Genomic DNA, 18866 nt, shown 5'->3' on the forward strand with positions numbered 1-18866 from the left:
TCACGCCTCCGTGGTCGCGGGCTCGGTCCCGGTCCCGGTCGGGGTTTCCGGGGTGGATTTCGGGACTCCTCGGAGGATGGAGTTGCCTTCGTGGGTGGCGTCCGTGCCGGCGATGTCGAGATCGAGGCGCCCGCTGAGGCCGTAGAAGGCGACGGGGTTGCGCCACAGCACCTGGTCGACGTCGTCCTCGGTGAACCCGGCCTTCAGCAGGGCGTCGGCGACCTTGCGGGTCTTCAGGGGATCGCTCTTGCCCCAGTCGGCCGCGGAGTTGACCAGCACCTTCTCCGGTCCGTACTCCTGCAGGACCGCGACCATCCGCTCCTCGTCCATCTTGGTGTCCGGATAGACCGAGAAGCCGAGCCAGCAGCCGCCGTCCTTGGCCTCCTTGACCGTCGTCTCGTTGAGGTGGTCGATCAGGACGTGGTCCATGGGCAGTGCGGACTCCCGGACCACGTCGAGGGTGCGGCGCAGGCCCGCCAGCTTGTCGCGGTGGGGCGTGTGGACCAGCGCGGGCAGCGCGTACTCGGCGGCGAGCTGGAGCTGTGCGGCCAGCGCGGTGTCCTCGGCGGGCGTCATCGAGTCGTAGCCGATCTCGCCGACGGCCACCACGTGGTCCTTGACGAGATAGCGGGGCAGTTCGTCGAGGACGGGCATGCAGCGCGGGTCGTTGGCCTCCTTGGGGTTCAGGGCGATGGTGCAGTGGTGGGCGATGCCGTACTGGGCCGCACGGAAGGGCTCCCAGCCGAGGAGGGCGTCGAAGTAGTCGAAGAAGGAGGCGGGTGAGGTGCGCGGCTGCCCCAGCCAGAAGGCGGGTTCGACGACGGCACGGACGCCGGCGTCGTGCATGGCCTCGTAGTCGTCGGTGGTCCGTGACGTCATGTGGATGTGGGGGTCGAAGATGCGCATCAGGACTCCTTGCCTTCGGTGCCGCGCACACCGTCGGGGGTGGTCGGGTCCCCCGGTGTGTCGGTTCCGGTGGGGGTGGCCGGGTGCCCGGTGAGGGCCAGGACGCGGTGCAGGTCGTGGGGGACGGGACGGTCGGCGGCGGTGCGTTCTGCGGCGTAGTCGCCGAGCATGCGGGCGAGTTCGGCGTCGTCGCGGGCCCGGTCGGGGAGGTCGGCAACGGCGTCCACGGGCACCCCGGTGAACAGGCACTTCAGGACGGCGTGCCGCCAGTTGTGGGCGTCCAGGTGCCGGGCGGCGTACGGGCCGACGGCTGCGGCCACCAGCCGGGTGTCGTTGGTGCGCAGGGCGTCCTCGACGACCGGCAGGCCCTCGGGTCCGGTCACCAGGTGAGGCAGTGCCTCCAGGACGGCCCGGCGTTCGTCGGCGGTGCCCTGGCGGTAGACGCGGGCGAGTGTGGGGGCGTCGGCTCGGGCCGCGTACAGGAGGAGCACGCGGGCCGCCTCCGCGTACTCGGGTCCGCAGCGCCGGCCCGCCTCGGCGATGCGCAACTCCCATACGGAGATGGGGCCGTGGGTGCCCGGGTGGGCGGCAGCCTCGTCGAGGGCCTGGTCGAGCCAGGCCCGGGCGGCGCCGCCGAGGACGGAGTTCAGGCGGGCGTGCAGCGTGGTGAGGGCGGGCGGGGTCTCCGCCGGGAAGGGGGTGCGGGCGGCACCGGGGGCGTCGTGGAGGTCGTTCACGAGGTTCTCCCTTCAAGGACGCCTTCGGCGGCCGGCCGGGGGTGGTCAGGGAGGCCCTGGGGGACGAAGGACGAGGCCGCGTGCCGGAGGAACGGGAGGGACTGCTGGGCGAAATGAGGGCCGGCGTGGGAGTGGCGGGGCAGTTCGACGGAGACCAGGCCCTGGTAGCCCACGGCGGCGAGGGCTTCGAGTACGGGCGGGAAGTCGATCTCGCCGTCGCCGAAGGGGAGGTGTTCGTGGACGCTGCGGCGCATGTCCTCGATCTGGACGTGCTTCAGCCAGGGCGCGGCGGCGCGTACGCAGTCGGCGGGTGACTGCGGTTCGAGGCACTGGCAGTGGCCGATGTCGAGGGTGAGTCCGAGGGCGTCGGGGCTGCCGAGTGTGGTGCGCAGACGGTGGAAGTCGTCGAGGGTGGCGAGGAGGTGACCGGGTTCGGGTTCGACGGCCAGGGGGATTCCGGCGTCGGTGGCCACGTCGAGGACGGGGGTGAGTGCTTCGGCGAGACGCTTCCAGGCGGTGTCCTCGGCGACCGCTCCGGACTCCTCCTTCGGGAGGACGCCGCTGAAGCAGTGCACCGCGTGGGCGCCGAGGTCGCCCGCGATCCGGACGGCACGGACGAGGAGGTCGACGCGCCGGGCCCGCTCGTCCGGGTCCGGGTCGAGCAGGGACGGGCCGTGCTTGCGCCTGGGGTCGAGCACGTAGCGGGCGCCGGTCTCCAGGGTGACGCCCAGGCCCAGTTCGTCCAGCCTGCGGGCGATCCCGTGGGTGCGGGCGGCGAGGCCGGGAGCGAACGGGTCGAGGTGCATGTGGTCGAGGGTCAGTCCCACGCCGTCGTAACCGAGGTCGGCGAGAAGGGAGAGGGCGTCGTCCAGGCGCAGGTCGGTCAGACCGTTGGTGCCGTAGGAGAAGCGGAGGGGGTGGGAGGTCGGCCGGGCGGCGGGGGCAGGGCTCGGCAGAGGGCTCGGCGGAGGGGTCATGTCACGCTCACCTTTCGGCTGAACCTGCGGGCGGCCGGGGCGAGGGCTGCCGTCAGCAGGGCCGTGACGGGGGCTCCGGAACGGGCGGCGAGGGCCGCCTGGAGCGGGATCATGGCGCGGATTCCGCCGCCGACGGCCCTCTGTGTCAGTGGGGGCGACGGGTTGAGGGCGGCATGGAGGAGGGGGCGGGCGGAGGTCACGGCGTAGAGGGTGGTGAGTGCTCCGCTCAAGGTGGCGATGTTCAGGGTGACTCCCCTGGACCTGGGAGGAGGGGGGTGCCTGAGGCTGGGAGCGCCCGGCGGGGCGTGCTCCAGCAGCCGGCCGCCGGTACGGGTGGCGTTCGTACGGGTGGCGCCCCTCCGGTCGTCACGTGTCAGGTCGTCACGCGTCAGGGCGGCGCGCGTGCGGTCGGCGCGTGACAGGTCATCGCGGGACAGGTCGGCGTTCGTCCGGTTGTCGCGTGTCAGGGACCAGGTCAGGGCTGTCGTCGTGGCCAGGGCGGTCAGCGGGGCCCAGGCGGAGCCGCCCTGGGTCTCGTGCCGGGAGACCGTGGTAACGGCCAGGGTGTGGGTGGCCAGGGTCAGGGCGGACGGCACCGCCTTGCGGGTGTCGCCGCCCGAGGCCACCCCGCCGAGGAGGAGGTCCAGGCCCCGGGCCGCGGCCATCGCCACGGGGCCCGCGGGCGTGCGTTTGAGGACCAGGTCGTACGACCAGACCGTGGCCGCCAGGGCGCCGGCGACCGCGAGCGGTCGGCGGCCCGCGCGGGACGCGAGGGCCAGGCCCGCCAGGGTCAGGCCCCCGGCTGCCGCGAGGGCGGCGGCCGGCTTCACCCGGCCGGAGGGCAGCGGGCGGTGCGGGCGGTCGACGGCGTCCTCGGCGCGGTCGGCCCAGTCGTTGAGAGCCATACCGGCTTCGTACAGGCAGAGGGAGGAACCGATGGCGAGCAGGGTTCGGGGGTTCGGGCGGACCCCCGCTGCGGCGGCGCCCGCGAGCGCGTCGCCGGGGACGGTGAACAGGGCGGGCAGGCGCAGGAGTTCCACCCAGGCGCGCAGTCCCGAACCCGCCGGGCGCGGACCAGGCCTTGGCCGCTGCCCCGGTATCGGCGACTGCCCAGCCGGCCCTGTCTTCGGCGCAGCAGTCGCAGTAGCAGTCGCGGTCGCGGTCGGCTCGGCGTCGGGCTGCCGCGGTGCCCCCGCGACGGCGACAGCGACGGCTTCGGGCCGTCGTGGTGTTCCGGGACCGGAGCCGTTCGGTGTCCCCTGCCCGGCGGGCCACCCGAGCCGCTCCCGCCATCCGGACCCACCCCCCGCCCCGGACGCGCCACGTGCCCCGGGCCCACCACTGGCCCCGGGTCCCGCACCCCGTCCGGGTCGTATCAGCCCGCGCAAGCCGGTCATCGGGGCTCCCCCGCTGTCCCTTGCGGGGTCGTGCCGTCCGGGTTCGCGTGGTCCGCCGCGGGAACCCCCCGCCCCGGCGGTTGCGCGAGTTCGCGCAGGCGGTCGGCGAAGCCGATGAGGTGGGCGTACTGCTCGCCCAGGGACGCGGGGCCCTCCCCCACCGGGTCCTTGAAGTAGAAGCCGAGTTCGGCGACCGGGCCCGAGACGCCCAGCTCGTGGGCGCGGGCGACCAGGCGGGCCAGGTCCAGGATCAGGGGGGCGGCGAGGGAGGAGTCGCAGCCCTGCCAGGTCGTCTGGAGGACCATCCGGGTGCCGAGGAAGCCGTCGAAGGCGATGTGGTCCCAGGCGGTCTTCCAGTCGCCGAGGGACGGTACGTCGTCGATGTGGGTCTCGCCCTCGGGGACCGTGCCGAGGGTGTCGGCGAGGACGCGTTCCTTGCCGGCGTTCTTGGCGGCTGCGGCGGCCGGGTCGGCGAGGGCCGCGCCGTCACCGCCGCCCAGCAGGTTCGTACCGGACCAGGCACGGACGGCGAGCGCGCGCTGCGCGAACATCGGGCCGAGGACCGACCGCAGCAGGGTCTGGCCGGTCTTGCCGTCGCGGCCGGCGTACGGCAGTCCGGACGAGGCCGCCGCCGGTGCGAGGCGCGGGTGGTGCAGGCCTGCGGACGGTGTGAAGTTGACGTACGGGCAGCCGGCCCGCAGTGCGGCGGCGGCGTACAGGGAGCTGGCGGGGAGGGCGTCGCCCTCGGGGACGGGTTCCGTGGAGGACACGTTGACGACGACGGTTCTGGCGACGCCGCTCCGGTGGGCGAAGTCGCGGATGTCCTGGGCGAGGGCCTCGATCAGTTCGTCCTCGGTCCGGGTGTCGCCGGGGAGAGGGCCGCCGATCCTGATCTCCCGGTCGGCGGCGGCCAGTTCGGCACCGACGGCGGACGGGAGGTCGTGGGGCAGGACACCGCCCGCGGCGAGGGACTCGGCCCTTTTCGGGAGTGGGCAGTCGACGACGTCGTGGCCGCCGAAGACGAGCGAGGGCAGGGAGGGCAGGCCGGCCTCGTGGAAGGCGCCGGTCTCGGTCACCATGCCGGTCGGTGGATGGAGCCCGGCCGTGACGGCCGCGCAGCCCGCGACGGCGGTCGTGGCGACGGAGCCTCGCGCTCCGATCAGCCACACTCCGACCCGAGAAGGGGAAACAGACGGTTCGGCGGACATGGGCAGCCTCCCTCTCAAACGCGAACTCGGCGCGAACGCAACGCGGAAAAGCCGGTGCCGGAGGGTGGAGGTGGAGAGGTCAAGACGGCGGGCGGGGGTCCGGCGTCCCCCGCCCGCCGCCGCTCAATCGCCCTGTGCGGCGGTTCGCACCGATCGCACCGGCAGTTGCTTGATCCGGACGTCGCGGAAGGACACCCGGTCGTCGGCACCGTGGTTCTGGATGCCGACATGACCGTCCCGCAGGCTCCGCGCCGGATCGGTGTTGGTGTAGTCGTTGATCTTCACGCCGTTGAGCCAGACGCGGAGTCGTTCGCCCTCCACGCGGATCTCGTACGTGTTCCACTCCCCCGGCGGGTTCAGCGCACGGTCGCGCTTCTTGATGTCGGCGGACTGGAAGCTGTACACGGCCCCGGTGGTGCGGTCGGGGGCGTCGGTCGCGTCGATCTGGATCTCGTACCCGTTGTCGACGGCCGACCACGGGTCGTCGGAGGCCGGGAAGCCCACGAAGACACCGGAGTTGTCGTCACCGGAGGAACTCGCCATCCTCCAGTCGAGTTTCAGCGAGTACGAGGTGAACTCCGAGGCGCCGTACCAGAGCATGCCCAGGCCGCCGGACGACGTGAGTGTCCCGTCGTCCGAGAGCGAGAACGCACCAGGTCCCGCCTGCTTCCAGTCGGCCAGCGACTCGGCACTCCCGTCGAAGAGGGGCGTGTAGCCCTTCTCCGGACGGCAGTCGGCCTGGGTGTCGCCGACGGCCCAGCGGATGCCGCCCAGCAGATGCTGCCGGAAGGCGGGATCGGCGTACGACTCCTTGGTGTGGCCGCTGCCCGTGTAGAAGGAACGGCCGCCCCGGTACTCCTGGCACCAGGCGATCGGATGGTCGCCGCTCATCGTGCCGCCGGTGTACGACGACTCGTCGAGCGAGGCCAGTACATGGGCCCGGTCGCGCGGGTTGGAGCGGTAGTTGTACCACTCGTCCGTGCGGTTCCAGGACTCCCCGAGGTGCGAGGTGGCCGGGTGGGCCCGGTCCTCGACCTCGACGCGGGCGGGCTGGATCGCCGGGTGCGACTGGAACCAGGCGCCGGCGAGGCCGCCGTAGAACTCCCAGTCGTACTCGGTGTCGGCGGCGGCGTGGATGCCCACGTAACCGCCGCCTTGCCCGATGTACCGCTCGAACGCCTTCTGCTGTCCGTCGGTGAGGACGTCCCCGGTCGTGGAGAGGAACACCACGGCGTCGTACCGGGCGAGGTTTCGCGCGGAGAAGGCGCGCGAGTCCTCGGTGGCGTCGACCGCGAAGCCGTGTTCGGCTCCGAGGGCCTTCACCGCGGCGATGCCCTCGGGGATGGAGTCGTGCCGGAACCCGGCGGTCTCGGAGAACACCAGGACCCGGTCGCCGGCCGAGTGCCCCTTCGGCCCGTTCGGTCCCTTCGACGCCGCCGGGCCCGACACACACCCGATGAGCAGGGCGGCGCCGACCACCGCGGTCACGGTACGGCCAGTTGCTCGCATGAAAGACCTCCCTCAGCGAATCAGCGGATCGGCGGTCAGCGGGTCGTGAAGGTGAAGTCGTCCACGTCGTACAGGGCCCCGGTGCCACGCCCCTTGAAGACGAGGTAGAGCGTGGTCGTGCCGCGCGGTGCCTTGGACAGGGAGGCGGTGACGTCCTGGAAGGTCTCCCAGCCGCCGGTCACCGGGACGGTCGCGCTGCCCAGGAGGCGTCCGGTGGGCGAGCCCGCGCGGACTTCGAGTTTGCCGCCCGTGCCCGCGGAGGAGACGCGTGCCGTGAGCTTCGTGGCGTTGCTCAGGACGTACGGCTCGAAGGAGATCCAGTCCTTGTTGTTGATGTCACCGACGGTCTTGCCGCCGTGTGCGCCGGTCCTGGCCGTGACGGTCACGCCCTCGGACGTGCCGAAGTGCTCGGCCTGGCGGTGCTTGGGCTGGACGACGGACTGGTCGTGGGTGGTGAGCGCCTGCTGGCCGCCGCCTCCGCCGTCGGTGTACTCCGCGTCGAAGACACCGAAGATGTTGGCGTCCTCGTCGTGGCCGCCGTCGGCGCTGGTCTGGATGGTGCCGGAGCAGCCGTTCGCCGAGGTCACCGGGTGGCCGTGGCTGTCGTGGCCGAGGACGAAGGTGACCTTCACCTTGGCACAGTCGATGGTGCCGTCCTCCGGGTCGGTCACCTTCACCTTGAAGGGCACCGCGTCACCGAAGGCGAACAGCTGGCCGTCCTCGGGGAGTTGGAGCGTCACCTTGGGCGCGGTGTTGCCGACGACGATCTGCACGCTGGAGCTGCCGGTGCGGCCGTCGGGGTCCTTCGCCGTCAGGGTCGCGGTGTAGGTGCCGTTCGTCTTGTACTTGTACGTCGGGTTGGCCGAGGTGGATGTGCCGCCGTCGCCGAAGTCCCAGCTGTACGTGAGGGTGTCGCCGTCGGCGTCCGTGGAGCCGGCCGAGGAGAACGTGACCTTCAAAGGCGCCTGTCCGGACTGTTTGTCGGCCGTGGCCTGGGCGACGGGCGAGTGGCCGTCGGTGGCGTTCTCGATGCGGTACAGGGCGGAGTTCTCGTCGCCGCCGAACCAGGACACGCCGTAGTCGAGGACGTAGAGCGCGCCGTCCGGGCCGAAGGCCATGTCCATGACCTGGGTGCCGGTCCACGGCACGTCGTTGATGGACTGCACGGTGCCGTCGCCGTCCGACGAGATCCGCTTGATCCAGCGGCGGCCGAACTCACCGGCGAAGAAGTCGCCGTCGTACGCCTCGGGGAACTTGACCGGCGAGTCGAGGGAGGGGTCGAAGTGGTAGACCGGTCCGCCCATCGGGGACTCGGAGCCGGTGCCGAACTCGGGCACGGAACCGCCGTCGTAGGGGATCCAGGCGGCCTGGGCCGGCGGCAGGTCGGTGAGACCGGTGTTGTTCGGCGAGGTGTTCTTGGGCGCGGCGCAGTCGAAGGCGGCACCCGAGGTCTTCGTGGCGAAGTCGTAGTCGACGTAGGCGTCGTTGTCGCCGGTGCAGTACGGCCAGCCGAAGTTGCCGGGCTCGGTCACGCGGGCGAACTCGACCTGTCCTGCGGGGCCGCGCGCGGGGTCCGCGGCACCGGCGTCCGGGCCGTAGTCACCGACGTAGAGGATGCCGGTCTTCTTGTCGACGCTGAAGCGGAACGGGTTGCGGAAGCCCATCGCGTAGATCTCGGGCCGCGTCTTGTCCGTGCCGGGCGCGAAGAGGTTGCCGTCAGGGATGCCGTACGAGCCGTCGGCGTTCACCTTGACGCGCAGGATCTTGCCGCGCAGGTCGTTGGTGTTGCCGGAGGTGCGCTGGGCGTCGAAGACGGGGTTGCGGTCGGCGCGCTCGTCGATGGGCGCGTAGCCGTCCGACTGGAACGGGTTGGAGTCGTCGCCGGTCGACAGGTAGAGGTTGCCGTCCGCGTCGAAGTCGATGTCGCCGCCGACGTGGCAGCAGATGCCGCGGGTCGCGGGGACGTCGAGGACCTTCTTCTCGCTGGCGTTGTCGAGGGTGCCGTCGGCGTTCAGGACGAAGCGCGAGAGGCGGTTGACGCCGTCGAAGGGCGCGAAGTCGGCCGCGGTGCCCGTCTCGGGGGCGTCGCCCGCCGGGGTGTCGAGCGGCGGGGCGTAGTAGAGGTAGATGAAGCGGTTGTCGGCGAAGCCGGGGTCGATGCCGACGCCCTGCAGGCCTTCCTCGTCGTGCGAGTAGACGTCGAGCTTGCCGGCCAGGCGGGTGTTGCCCGCGCTGTCGGTGATCCGCAGCTCGCCGTCGCGCGAGGTGTGCAGCACCGAGCGGTCCGGGAGGACGGCGAGCGACATGGGCTCGCCGGTCTCGGGCTCGCCCTTGGCGAGGGTGACCTGCTGGAAGTCCTCCGCGGCGACCGGCGCGGCGGGCGCCGCGCCCGGGTCCGCGGTGGCCGCGCCCGCCGGGGGTGTGGCGAGGGTGAGTGAGGCACCGGCGAGGAGTGCGCCGGTGAGCAGGGCCAGCGCCTTGCGGACCCGTATCTTCGGGCGGCCTCGGCGACTGTCGGAGCCATGGCTGTCGGCTCTGTGACTCTCGGCTCTGTGGCTGTCGGTTCTATTGGTGCTGGTGGGGTCGTTCGCGTGCACGGGTGCCTCCAGAATGGGGCTGGTGGTACATGCGGGTGCGATACGCCGGGGTGCGCCGTCACCCCGGAGAGAACTCTGCGAGGGGGGTGGCTAGTCGTTGCCGCCGAATGCCGCGTCGAAGGACGCGGTGGGCGGGTCGAAGTCGAAGGCCTTCAGCCGGGTGAGTGCCTCGGGGGCGCCCTGGAGGCGGTCCATGCCCGCGTCCTCCCACTCGACCGAGATCGGTCCCGTGTAGTCGATGGAGCGCAGCATCCGGAACACGTCCTCCCACGGCACGTCGCCGTGGCCCGCGGACACGAAGTCCCAGCCGCGGCGGGGATCGCCCCACGGGAGGTGCGAGCCGAGGCGGCCGTTGCGGCCGTCGAGGCGCTTGCGCGCCTCCTTGCAGTCGACGTGGTAGATCCGGTCGCGGAAGTCGTAGAGGAAGCCGACCGGGTCGAGGTCCTGCCAGACGAAGTGCGACGGGTCGAAGTTCAGCCCGAAGGCCGGCCGGTGGTCGACCGCCTTGAGCGCCTCCTTGGTCGTCCAGTAGTCGTACGCGATCTCGCTGGGGTGGACCTCGTGGGCGAACCGCACGCCCTCGTTGTCGAAGACGTCGAGGATGGGGTTCCAGCGGTCGGCGAAGTCCTCGTAGCCGCGCTGGATCATCGACTCGGGGGCCGGCGGGAACATCGCGACCAGGTGCCAGATCGCGGAGCCGGTGAAGCCGATGACGGTGTCGACGCCGAAGGCCGCGGCGGCCCGCGCGGTGTCGGCGATCTCGGCCGCCGCCCGCTGCCGTACGCCCTCGGCCTCGCCGTCGCCCCAGATGCGGGCGGGCAGGATCGCCTGGTGGCGTTCGTCGATGATGGCGTCGCAGACGGCCTGGCCGACCAGGTGGTTGGAGATGGCCCAGCACTTGAGGCCGTACTTGTCGAGCAGTTCCCGCCGCGAGTCCAGGTATCCGGGGTCCGCGAGAGCCTTGTCGACCTCGAAGTGGTCGCCCCAACAGGCGAGTTCGAGGCCGTCGTAACCGAAGTCGCGGGCGAGGCGGCAGACCTCTTCGAGCGGCAGGTCGGCCCACTGGCCGGTGAAGAGCGTGAAGGTGCGCGGCATCGGGACTTGCCCTCCTCAGCTGGCTATGGGGGTGAAGACGGAGTTCTTCTCGGCGCTCTCCTCGACCGCCGCGAGCACGCGCTGCACCTGCAGCCCGTCGGCGAAGGACGGCAGTGGCCGGCCGCCCCCCGCGATCGCGTGGACCAGGTCGCGGGCCTGGTGCACGAAGGTGTGCTCGTAGCCCAGCCCGTGGCCCGGCGGCCACCAGGCCTCCAGGTACGGGTGGTCGGGTTCGGTGACGAGGATGCGGCGGAAGCCCGCGTGCGTGGCGGGCTCCGTGCCGTCGTGGTACTGGAGTTCGTTGAGGCGTTCCAGGTCGAAGGCCAACGAGCCCTTCTCGCCGTTGAGTTCGATGCGCAGGGAGTTCTTGCGGCCGGTCGCGAACCGGGTGGCCTCGAAGGACGCGAGGGCTCCGGAGGCGAACCGTCCGGTGAACAGGGCGGCGTCGTCGACCGTGACGGGCCCGAGTTCGCCCCCGCCGGCCGCCGAGAGGCCGCTGGACGCCCCGGAGAGCAGTGGCCGCTCCCGTACGAACGTCTCGGTGAGCGCGGACACCCCGGTCACCGGCTCGCCCGCCAGGTACTGCGCGAGGTCGACGATGTGGGCGCCCAGGTCGCCGAGCGCGCCCGAGCCCGCGGTCTCCTTGCGCAGCCGCCAGGTCAGCGGGAACTCCCGGTCCACCAGCCAGTCCTGAAGGTACGTCACCCGTACGTGCCGCAGTGCGCCGATGCGGCCCTCGGCGACCATCTTCCTGGCCAGCGCCGTAGCGGGCACCCGGCGGTAGTTGAAGCCGACCATCGCGACCTGGCCGCGCGCCTCGGCGGCCTCGGCGGCCGCGGTCATCGCCTCGGCCTCCTCGACCGTGTTGGCGAGGGGCTTCTCGCACAGCACGTGCTTGCCCGCCGCGAGCGCGGCGATGGCGATCTCGGCGTGGCTGTCGCCGGGGGTGCAGATGTCCACGAGGTCGACGTCGTCGCGGGCGATCAGGGCGCGCCAGTCGGTCTCGGCGGCGGCCCAGCCGAGCCGGTCGGCCGCCGTTCTCACGGCTGTCGCGTCACGGCCGCAGACGGCGGCGAGGACGGGTCGGAGCGGTAGCTCGAAGACGCGGTCCGCGGTACGCCAGCCCTGGGAGTGGGCGGCGCCCATGAACGCGTATCCGACCATGCCGACGCCCAGCGGGGGTCTGCCCGTCTGTGCCCCGGCTTGCGCCCCGGCCTGTTCCTCGTCAGGCTGCTGCGGCTGTCCCATCGGGAGGTCCTCCTCTTCGTCATGGCGCGGTGGGGGTGTACGGAGCGCTCCGCGGGTTACGGCGGGTGGGGACCTGCGGGTTCGTCATGGCAGGTCGCGCAGTTCCCCGCGCCCCTCGAGGGCGCCCCTGGCGGGCGCCCTCGACGAGGCCGGGCTCTACTTGAACCCCGTGGGCAGGTACGTCTTGACGTTCTCCTTGTCCACGACCGCCGAGTAGAGCGTCAGGGACGAGGGGATCTCGAACTCCGCGAGGCCGCTGATGCCCTTGCCCTGGCCGAGCGCGCGGGCGAGGTCGATCGCGGACGCGGCCATGGTGGGCGGGTACAGGACGGTGGCCTTGAGGACGCTGTTGTCCGACTCGATGGCCTGCATGGCGGACAGCGCGCCCGCTCCGCCGACCATCAGGAAGTCGTCGCGGCCGGCCTGCTCGATGGCGCGCAGGGCGCCGACGCCCTGGTCGTCGTCGTGGTTCCACAGCGCGTCGAAGCTCGACTGGGCCTGCAGCAGCTGGGACATCTTGGCCTGTCCCGACTCGACGGTGAACTCGGCGGCCTGGCGGGCCACCTTCTTGATGTTCGGGTAGTTCTTGAGGGCCGCGTCGAAGCCGGCCGTGCGCTGCTTGGTGAGTTCCAGGTTGTCGAGTCCTGCCAGCTCGATGACCTTGGCGTTCTTCTTGTCCTTGAGCTTCTCGCCGATGTAGTGACCGGCGTTGAGACCCATGCCGAAGTTGTCGCCGCCGATGTAACTGCGGTACGCCTGCGGGGAGTTGAAAATGCGGTCGAGGTTGACCACCGGGATGCCGGCCCGCATGGCCTTGAGGCCGACCTGGGTGAGGGCCTTGCCGTCGGCGGGCAGGATGACCAGGACGTCGACCTTCTTGTTGATCAGCGTCTCTATCTGGCCGATCTGGGCCGCGGTGTCGTTGGAGCCCTCGGTGATCTCCAGCGTCACGTCCTCGTACTTCTTGGCGCGGCTCTTCGCGTTGTCGTTGATCGCGTTGAGCCAGCCGTGGTCGGCCTGCGGGCCGGCGAAGCCGATGGTGACCTGCTTGCCCTTCTTGTCGTCGGCGGCGGGCTGGTCGTTGGAGGCCGGCTCGTCGTCGGAGTCGTTGCTGGTGCAACCGGCGAGGAGGACACCGGCCGAGACGGCGGCGGTGCCGAAGAGCAGTCCTCTGCGGCTCGTGAGCTCTGGCATGGCGGTGGTCCCTTTCCTCAAGGCGAGTCCCTCGGGTCGTGCAGGGCGGTGCTGTGCGGAGTGCTTCGTGTGCTGCTGCACGTACTGCTTGGTGTGCTGCTTCACCTGCGGCTCTACGTGGTGTTCGCGGTGCGGCGCTGGACGAGTACGGCGGCGACGATGATCGCGCCCTTGGCGATCTGCTGGACGTCGCTCTGCAGGTTGTTCAGAGCGAAGATGTTCGTGATCGTGGTGAAGATCAGCACCCCGAGCACCGAGCCGACGATGGTGCCGCGTCCCCCCGTGAGCAGGGTGCCGCCGATGATCGCGGCGGCGATCGCGTCGAGCTCGTACAGGTTGCCGTTGGTGTTCTGGCCCGAGCCGGACAGGATGATCAGCATGAAGGCCGCGATGCCGCAGCACAGTCCGGAGAGCAGGTAGAGGTAGAGGCGCTGGCGGCGTACGTCGATACCGGCGAGGCGGGTCGCCTCCGCGTTGCCGCCGACGGCCACCGTGCGCCGGCCGAAGGTGGTGCGGTTGAGCACGAGCCAGCCGATGATCGTCACGACCGCGAACATCAGGACCAGCGGCGGGACACCGAGGATGTAGGAGTCCCGCTCGCCGAGGTCGAGGATGCCGTCGATGGTGACGACCTGGGTGTTGCCGTCGGTGATCTGCAGGGCGAGGCCGCGGGCCGAGGCGAGCATGGCGAGGGTCGCGATGAACGGGACCATGGCGCCGTACGCGATCAGCACCCCGTTCACGAGGCCGCAGCCGACACCGACGAGCACCGCCGTGAAGAGGACCCCCATGAAGCCGAAGTCCTGGGTGGCGACGGTGGTCGCCCAGACCGAGGCGAGGGCCACGATCGCGCCGACGGACAGGTCGATGCCGCCGGAGATGATGACGAAGGTCATCCCGACGGTGACGACACCGATCACCGAGGCCTGGGTGAGGACGAGTTGGAGGTTGCGGGTGTCGAGGAACTCGTCGGGCTTGGTGATGCCTCCGATGAGGATCAGGGCGGCGAGCACGCCGAGCAGTGACAGGGTGCGGACGTCGGCGCGGGCCACGACCGCCCGCCAGGGGCTGCGCTCCGCCTGCGATGACAGCTTCGGGGTGTCGTCCCGGGGCGGGGACACGGGCTGCGTCATGACGCCGGGCTTCCTTCCATGACGAGGTCGAGTACGCGGTGTTCGTCGAGCTCCTGGGCGGGCGCCCGGTGGATGACCCGGCCCTCTCGGAGCACCAGGACGCGGTCGGCGAGGCCGAGGACCTCGGGTACTTCACTGGAGACCATGAGCACGGCCAGGCCTTCGTCGGCGAGGCGGCGGATGACGGCGTACAGCTCGGCGCGGGCGCCGACGTCGACGCCGCGGGTGGGTTCGTCGAGCAGCAGCACCCGGCAGCCGCGCAGCAGCCAGCGGGCGAGGACCGCCTTCTGCTGGTTGCCGCCGGAGAGGGTGCGGATCAGGGCGGACGGGTTGTCCGGGCGCAGCGACAGTTCGCGGGTCGCCTTGCGCGCCGCGTCCCGTTCGGCGGTCCGGTCCAGCCAACCCCCGTACGAGAACCGGGACATGGAGGACACGGAGACGTTCCGGGTGACGGACTCCAGCATCAGCAGGGCCTGCGCCTTGCGTTCCTCGGGGGCGAGGCCGAGTCCTGCGGCGACGGCGGCCCGGACGCTGCCGGGCTTCAACTGCTTTCCCTGCACCCGTACTTGTCCGGTGCTGGGCTTACGGGCGCCGTAGATGGTCTCCAGGATCTCGGAGCGGCCGGAGCCGACGAGTCCCGCGAGGCCGACGATCTCGCCGGGGCGCAGGGTGAGGTCGAGCGACTCGAACTCGCCCTGACGCGAGAGACCTTGGACCTCAAGCACCGGCTCGGGCAGGTCCTGGTGCCCCGGGCGCGGCGGGAAGACGTACTCGACGTTCCGGCCGGTCATCAGCGCGACGACCTCACGGGTCGGCGTCGACTTCGCGGGCAGGCCGTTCGCCACCGCGCGGCCGTCCTTGAGGACGGTGACCCGGTCGCCGATGCGGCGGATCTCCTCCAGGCGGTGCGAGATGTAGACGACGGCGACGCCCTCGGCGGTGAGGTCCCCGACGATGCGGAAGAGGTTGTCGACCTCGTCCGGGTCCAGGGCCGCGGACGGTTCGTCCATCACGATGAGGCGTACGTCGTGGGAGAGCGCCCGGGCCATGGAGACGATCTGCTGGTGGGCGGCGGACAGTTCACCGACGAGCCGCCCCGGATCGATCTCGGGGTGACCGAGTCGCTTGAGGAGCGCGGCAGTTGAGGCCCGTGCGTCCTTGCCGCGTACGACGAATCCGGCGGAGGTCGGTTCATGGCCGAGGTAGACGTTCTCGGCCACCGACAGGCCCTCCACCAGGTCGAGTTCCTGGTAGATGGTGGCGATGCCCAGGCGCATGGCGGCGATCGGCGAGCGCAGGGTGACCTGCTCGCCGCGCCAGCCGATGGCGCCGTCGTCCGGCTGGTGGGCGCCGGCCAGGACCTTGATGAGCGTGGACTTTCCGGCGCCGTTCTGGCCGAGCAGGCAGTGCACTTCGCCGGTCAGGACGTCGAGGTCGACGCCGTCGAGGGCCCGGACACCGGGGAACGACTTGGTGATGCCGGACATCGTGAGAAGGGGTGGTTCTGGTGCCATGACGGTTCCCCTCGGCATGTGGGCCGGTTTCAGGGCAGGGCGGAGTGAGGCAGGGCGAAGCCAGGTGGGTGGCGGCTCGGAAGGAATGCGGCTCGGGAAGAGTGCGGCTCTGGGAGAGACGCTTACTGGTGACTGGCTGCTGGTTCCGGGGTCGGCTCAGGGAGAAGTGGCGTGTGTGCGGCTCTGGAAGCGGGTGTTACGCGGGTGAGAACAGGTGGTCGCTGATGAGGCGGGCCGCGCCGATGACTCCGGCGGTGGGGCCCAACTCCCCCAGGACGATGGGCAGATTGCCGGTCGCGAGAGGCAGCGACTGGCGGTAGACCTGGGTGCGGATCGCGGCGAGCAGGGTGTGGCCGAGGCCGGTCACTCCGCCGCCGATGACCACCAGGCCCGGGTTGAAGAAGCTGACGAGTCCGGCGATGACCTGGCCGGTGCGGGTACCGCCCTCGCGGATCAGATCGAGCGCGGTGGCGTCCCCCGCGGCAGCGGCGGCGGCGACGTCGATGGCGCTCAGGGCGCCCGCCGCCTCCAGTCGTGCCGCGAGTTCCTGGGAAAGTCCCTGGTGGGCAGCGTCCGTGGCGTCGCGGGCCAGGGCCGCTCCGCTGAAGTGGGCCTCCAGGCAGCCCCGGTTGCCGCACGCGCACGGGCGGCCGTCCGGTACGGCCTGGATGTGGCCGATGTCGCCCGCGCTGCCCGTCGTACCGCGGTAGACCTCTCCGCCGACGACGATCCCGCAGCCGATACCGGTACCGATCTTGACGCAGAGGAAGTCGCCCACGGAGCGGGCCACGCCCGCGTGCTGCTCCCCCATCGCCATCAGGTTCACATCGTTGTCGACCATGACGGGGCAGCCGAGGTCCTGACTCAGCGCCTCGCGGACGGGGAATCCGTCCCAGCCCGGCATGATCGGCGGGGCGACCGGGACACCCTCGGGGAAGCGAACCGGACCGGGTACCCCGATGCCGGCGCCGTCGAACCCCTCGGCGAGTCCCGATGCCTTCAACTTCGCCGCCATGGACAGGACCTGCTCGAAGACCGCGACCGGGCCCTCGCGTACGTCCATGGGCTGGTTGATGTGTCCCAGCACCTCCAGCTCCGCGTTGGTGACGGCGACGTCTATCGACGTGGCCCCGATGTCGACGCCCAGGAAACGCAGCGCCGGAGCGAGCCGGATGTTGTGGGACCTGCGGCCGCCGCGGGAGGCGGCGAGTCCGTCGGCCACCACGAGGCCGGTCTCCAGGAGCCGTTCGACCTCCACGGCCAGTTTCGACCGGGAGAGATCGACCTGATCCCCCAGCTGCGCCCGTGAGTTGGGGCCGCCGTCACGCAGCAGTCTGAGCAGGCGCGCCTGGTGGGCGTTCCCGGGTCGCGCTGTCATACGTCTCACGAGCCCCTCCCCGCCTCATCGGCACCGCCGTCGTTGTCTTTCGAGGGGAACGTAGCAGTGGCTGCCGGGGGTGGGAAGAAGTTGCGCAGGAATTACCTCCTACTTTTTCCACTGAGTGGACAAAGAAGCGTGCGCCGGGGGCTCGCGGGGCAGTTCGGGCTCCGCCCGGGGGTGGTTTTTTGGCTGCGGGTGCGTCGGGGCTGGTCGCGCAGTTCCCCGCGCCCCTGATGGGGTGCAGACCGGCGCGAATCGACCATCCGCGAGGTCGCCACTGTGATTTACGACACGTTACCGGGGGTATCTGAAACATGGTGTCGCAGGTAAATTGCGGGGAGCGCGCTGAAGTCGAGCCATGTTTCTGAGTAGCCGTCAGTCGTCAGTCGTCAGTGAGGATCCTTCGCGATGGAGCAGCAGCACGTCGACGTCCTGGTCATCGGCGCCGGAATCTCCGGTGTCAGTGCCGCATGCCACGTACTGCGTGCCGTCCCGGGCGCGTCGCTCGTCGTCCTGGAACGCCGTGCCCGCGTCGGTGGCACCTGGGACCTCTTCCGGTATCCCGGTGTCCGCTCCGACTCCGACATGCACACCTTCGGATTCGGGTTCCGCCCCTGGCACGACGCGCGCATCCTCGCCGAGGGCGCGCAGATCCGGCAGTACGTCGAGGACACCGCGGCCCACGACGGTGTGCTGGAGCGCATCCGCTTCCGCCGCCGGGCGATCGGCGCAGACTTCTCGCACGCCACCGGCCGCTGGACCGTCGAGGTCGAGGACGAGAGCACCGGCGCGCGCGAGTCCTACAGCGCGGGCTACGTCATCGGATCGACCGGCTACTACGACTACGACACCCCCTATCGGCCGCAGTTCCCGGGCGAGGCCGACTACCGGGGCACCCTGGTCCATCCGCAGCAGTGGCCGGCCGATCTCGACCACCACGGGCAGCGCGTGGTCGTCATCGGTTCGGGGGCCACCGCCATCACCCTGCTGCCCGCGTTGGCCGACGACGCGGCACACGTCACCATGCTGCAGCGCTCCCCCACGTACGTCCTCGGGCTGCCCGAGATCGACCCGCTCACCCGGGTCCTGCAGCTGCTGCGCGCCCCGGCCCGGCTGACGCACAGGATCGCCCGCGCCCGCAACATCGCGCTGCAGCGCGGGAGTTACGTCTTCTGCCGCAAGTACCCCCGTCTCGCCCGCAGGATTCTTCTCGGGCTGGTCCGGGTCCGGGCCGGCAAGGGCGTCGACATGCGCCACTTCAGCCCGGCGTACAAGCCCTGGGACCAGCGGCTGTGCGTCGTCCCCGGCGGCGACCTGTTCAAGGTGCTCAGGAGCAGGAAGGCGTCGATCGCCACCGGCCACATCGACACCTTCACCGCCGACGGCATCCGGCTGAAGTCCGGCGAGGAGCTGAAGGCCGACATCGTCGTGACCGCCACGGGCCTGAACGTCCGCCTCCTGGGCGGCATGGCGCTCACCGTCGACGGCCGCCCGGTGGACGTCAAGGACCGCGTCCTCTACAAGGCGGTCCTGCTGGAGGGCGTCCCCAACATGTCCCTCGTCATCGGCTACACCAACGCCTCCTGGACCCTGAAGGCGGACCTGGCGGCCGACTACACCGCCCGGCTCATCGCGCACATGCGGCGCGAAGGGCATGACGTGGCCACCCCGGTGGCCTCCGACGGTGACCGCTCGGCGGCCTCCGTCATGGGTGAGGCGCTGACCTCCGGCTACATCACCCGCGCCGACGAGGTCATGCCGCGCCAGGGCACCCGCGCCCCGTGGCGACTGTGGAACAGCTACTACCGCGACCGCGCCATGCTCCGGGACGCCCCCATCGAGGACGGCCCGCTGCACTTCACCACGGCGGGGCCGCAGACCTCCGTACGCACGCCCGCGACGGACACCGCGGCCGGCGCCCAGGAAGCCCCCCGCGTCGCCTGACCGTCCGACCCGCCCCCCAAAAAAGA

General features: G+C 71.2%; 14 protein-coding genes. 1 reads left to right on the forward strand and 13 read right to left on the reverse strand.

Annotated elements, in window-relative coordinates:
• The 13 genes from ACZ60E_RS07375 to ACZ60E_RS07435 form a co-directional block, all read right to left on the reverse strand.
• Nucleotides 1-906: a TatD family hydrolase gene (locus tag ACZ60E_RS07375; protein ID WP_469438893.1), complete on the reverse strand. Its 906-nt coding sequence runs from the start codon at nucleotides 904-906 to the stop codon at nucleotides 1-3.
• Entirely contained in the window at nucleotides 906-1643 is a 738-nt protein-coding gene (locus ACZ60E_RS07380) for an EboA domain-containing protein (protein ID WP_469438894.1), read from the reverse strand. The genes ACZ60E_RS07375 and ACZ60E_RS07380 overlap by 1 nt, the downstream gene beginning before the upstream one ends.
• The gene (locus tag ACZ60E_RS07385; protein WP_469438895.1) at nucleotides 1640-2620 is read right to left on the reverse strand and encodes a sugar phosphate isomerase/epimerase family protein; all 981 of its coding nucleotides are present in this window, start codon (nucleotides 2618-2620) and stop codon (nucleotides 1640-1642) included. Before ACZ60E_RS07385 ends, ACZ60E_RS07380 begins: the two co-directional genes overlap by 4 nt.
• A complete protein-coding gene (locus ACZ60E_RS07390; RefSeq protein ID WP_469439010.1) occupies nucleotides 2617-3720 on the reverse strand; it encodes an SCO3242 family prenyltransferase in 1104 nt (367 codons plus the stop codon). The genes ACZ60E_RS07385 and ACZ60E_RS07390 overlap by 4 nt, the downstream gene beginning before the upstream one ends.
• A 293-nt stretch (nucleotides 3721-4013) precedes the next feature.
• Nucleotides 4014-5225, reverse strand: coding sequence for an inositol-3-phosphate synthase (locus ACZ60E_RS07395; RefSeq protein WP_469438896.1), 1212 nt, complete (start codon nucleotides 5223-5225; stop codon nucleotides 4014-4016).
• Between the two features lie 123 nt (nucleotides 5226-5348).
• Nucleotides 5349-6734, reverse strand: coding sequence for a ThuA domain-containing protein (locus tag ACZ60E_RS07400; protein WP_469438897.1), 1386 nt, complete (start codon nucleotides 6732-6734; stop codon nucleotides 5349-5351).
• A gap of 35 nt (nucleotides 6735-6769) precedes the next feature.
• Nucleotides 6770-9331 carry a PQQ-dependent sugar dehydrogenase gene (locus tag ACZ60E_RS07405; RefSeq protein ID WP_469438898.1) on the reverse strand — a complete coding sequence of 854 codons (2562 nt, stop codon included), beginning with the start codon at nucleotides 9329-9331 and terminating at the stop codon, nucleotides 6770-6772.
• A gap of 90 nt (nucleotides 9332-9421) precedes the next feature.
• Nucleotides 9422-10426 (reverse strand): sugar phosphate isomerase/epimerase family protein, encoded by a 1005-nt coding sequence (locus tag ACZ60E_RS07410; RefSeq protein ID WP_384804758.1) that lies wholly within the window; start codon nucleotides 10424-10426, stop codon nucleotides 9422-9424.
• A 15-nt stretch (nucleotides 10427-10441) separates the two neighbouring features.
• Nucleotides 10442-11674 (reverse strand): Gfo/Idh/MocA family protein, encoded by a 1233-nt coding sequence (locus ACZ60E_RS07415; protein WP_469438899.1) that lies wholly within the window; start codon nucleotides 11672-11674, stop codon nucleotides 10442-10444.
• A gap of 156 nt (nucleotides 11675-11830) precedes the next feature.
• On the reverse strand, nucleotides 11831-12868 hold the full coding sequence (locus ACZ60E_RS07420) for a substrate-binding domain-containing protein (RefSeq protein WP_107016861.1): 1038 nt from the start codon (nucleotides 12866-12868) through the stop codon (nucleotides 11831-11833).
• A gap of 113 nt (nucleotides 12869-12981) precedes the next feature.
• Complete coding sequence (locus tag ACZ60E_RS07425) at nucleotides 12982-14001, reverse strand: ABC transporter permease (RefSeq protein ID WP_384804762.1); 1020 nt, start codon at nucleotides 13999-14001, stop codon at nucleotides 12982-12984.
• Nucleotides 13998-15515, reverse strand: coding sequence for a sugar ABC transporter ATP-binding protein (locus tag ACZ60E_RS07430; RefSeq protein WP_469438900.1), 1518 nt, complete (start codon nucleotides 15513-15515; stop codon nucleotides 13998-14000). Before ACZ60E_RS07430 ends, ACZ60E_RS07425 begins: the two co-directional genes overlap by 4 nt.
• A gap of 196 nt (nucleotides 15516-15711) precedes the next feature.
• Nucleotides 15712-16893 carry an ROK family transcriptional regulator gene (locus ACZ60E_RS07435; protein WP_107016858.1) on the reverse strand — a complete coding sequence of 394 codons (1182 nt, stop codon included), beginning with the start codon at nucleotides 16891-16893 and terminating at the stop codon, nucleotides 15712-15714.
• A 411-nt stretch (nucleotides 16894-17304) separates the two neighbouring features.
• Here ACZ60E_RS07435 and ACZ60E_RS07440 point away from each other — a divergent pair, with 411 nt between their 5' ends.
• A complete protein-coding gene (locus tag ACZ60E_RS07440) occupies nucleotides 17305-18840 on the forward strand; it encodes a flavin-containing monooxygenase (RefSeq protein WP_469438901.1) in 1536 nt (511 codons plus the stop codon).
• Nucleotides 18841-18866 lie beyond the last annotated feature (26 nt).

The organism is Streptomyces sp. NPDC102514 (assembly GCF_055584525.1).

Coding starts and splice junctions, on each gene's coding strand:
- ACZ60E_RS07375 (WP_469438893.1), bottom strand. CDS start 906: ATGCGCATCTTCGACCCCCACATCCACATGACGTCACGGACCACCGAC.
- ACZ60E_RS07385 (WP_469438895.1), bottom strand. CDS start 2,620: ATGACCCCTCCGCCGAGCCCTCTGCCGAGCCCTGCCCCCGCCGCCCGG.
- ACZ60E_RS07395 (WP_469438896.1), bottom strand. CDS start 5,225: ATGTCCGCCGAACCGTCTGTTTCCCCTTCTCGGGTCGGAGTGTGGCTG.
- ACZ60E_RS07400 (WP_469438897.1), bottom strand. CDS start 6,734: ATGCGAGCAACTGGCCGTACCGTGACCGCGGTGGTCGGCGCCGCCCTG.
- ACZ60E_RS07410 (WP_384804758.1), bottom strand. CDS start 10,426: ATGCCGCGCACCTTCACGCTCTTCACCGGCCAGTGGGCCGACCTGCCG.
- ACZ60E_RS07415 (WP_469438899.1), bottom strand. CDS start 11,674: ATGGGACAGCCGCAGCAGCCTGACGAGGAACAGGCCGGGGCGCAAGCC.
- ACZ60E_RS07420 (WP_107016861.1), bottom strand. CDS start 12,868: ATGCCAGAGCTCACGAGCCGCAGAGGACTGCTCTTCGGCACCGCCGCC.
- ACZ60E_RS07425 (WP_384804762.1), bottom strand. CDS start 14,001: ATGACGCAGCCCGTGTCCCCGCCCCGGGACGACACCCCGAAGCTGTCA.
- ACZ60E_RS07430 (WP_469438900.1), bottom strand. CDS start 15,515: ATGGCACCAGAACCACCCCTTCTCACGATGTCCGGCATCACCAAGTCG.
- ACZ60E_RS07435 (WP_107016858.1), bottom strand. CDS start 16,893: ATGACAGCGCGACCCGGGAACGCCCACCAGGCGCGCCTGCTCAGACTG.
- ACZ60E_RS07440 (WP_469438901.1), top strand. CDS start 17,305: ATGGAGCAGCAGCACGTCGACGTCCTGGTCATCGGCGCCGGAATCTCC.